The sequence below is a fragment of the Shinella kummerowiae genome, assembly GCF_009827055.1.
Lineage (GTDB): Bacteria > Pseudomonadota > Alphaproteobacteria > Rhizobiales > Rhizobiaceae > Shinella > Shinella kummerowiae.
Genome location: NZ_WUMK01000036.1, coordinates 1 through 939, shown reverse-complemented (window position 1 = coordinate 939; position 939 = coordinate 1). Strand labels below are relative to the sequence as shown.

Sequence of the window (939 nt, the reverse complement as noted above, 5' to 3'; positions counted from 1 at the left end):
TCAATTTGACGGGCTTGTGCTGGCGACGAGGTTCCGCTTCGTCGCCATCGCCACCGCGATAAACGCCACAATACCGATTGAGCCGAGGGCTGCACTTAGAACGAGTGATGCGCCTATGCCGAACTGCTCCATCGTCGCGGCGAAGCCGAAGGGGGCCGCAGCGCCGGCCGCCAGTCTCGCTGACGCCATCTTGCCGGTGAGCGCACCATACCCATCCGAGCCGAACAGGTAGAGCGGCAAGCTGCCCTGAGCGATGCTGTTGATGCCCGATCCTAGGCCAAGGCAAATTGAGAAGGCGACCGCGCCGGGGAGCCAGTTACCGGACAGCGCCAGAATGACGACGCTCAGCACCATGAAGACCGCGGAGAGAACCGCGAGGCCCGGCGGTGCGAGGCGCGTTCCGAAGATCATGTTGATCAGGCGGCTAAGAACTTGCGCCGGGCCGAACAGGGAGCCGATGACGACGGCGGCGCTTCCGAAGCCGAGCGAGCCGAGCATCGGTACCATATGCGCCAGCATCGCTCCAAGGGTGAAGCTGATCAGCGCGAATGCAGCCGACACGATGATCACCGCGCCGCGCCGACGCTCGCGCGGAATGGCCCCGACGACAGGTTCGCGCATCGGCCTTAGTCCGCCGGCCGCAGCCACCTTTCCCTTCCGCATGATCCAGACGTGGAACGGCATGCAGACAACAAGGTTGAGCACGGCATAGACGAGATAGATTTCCCGCCACGAGAGATAGCCGAGCAGCGCCGTGGCAATCGGCCAGAAGATCGTCGAGGCAAATCCCGCGATCAGGGTGAGATAGGTGATGCTGCGTGACGCTGACCGAGGATCGGCCTCGACCAGTGCCGCGAAAGCGGCTTGGTACTGAACCATGCCGGACGATATCTCCAACAGGACGATGGCCAGCGCAAAGATCGCCACCGATGGCGACCA

Annotated in this window: 1 protein-coding gene; it reads right to left on the bottom strand. The window is 63.3% G+C overall.

Annotated features, from left to right (window positions below; translation table 11 throughout):
- A partial coding sequence (gene arsK / locus GR138_RS30135; protein WP_160862939.1) for an arsenite efflux MFS transporter ArsK occupies positions 1-939 on the bottom strand: 939 nt, incomplete at its 5' end.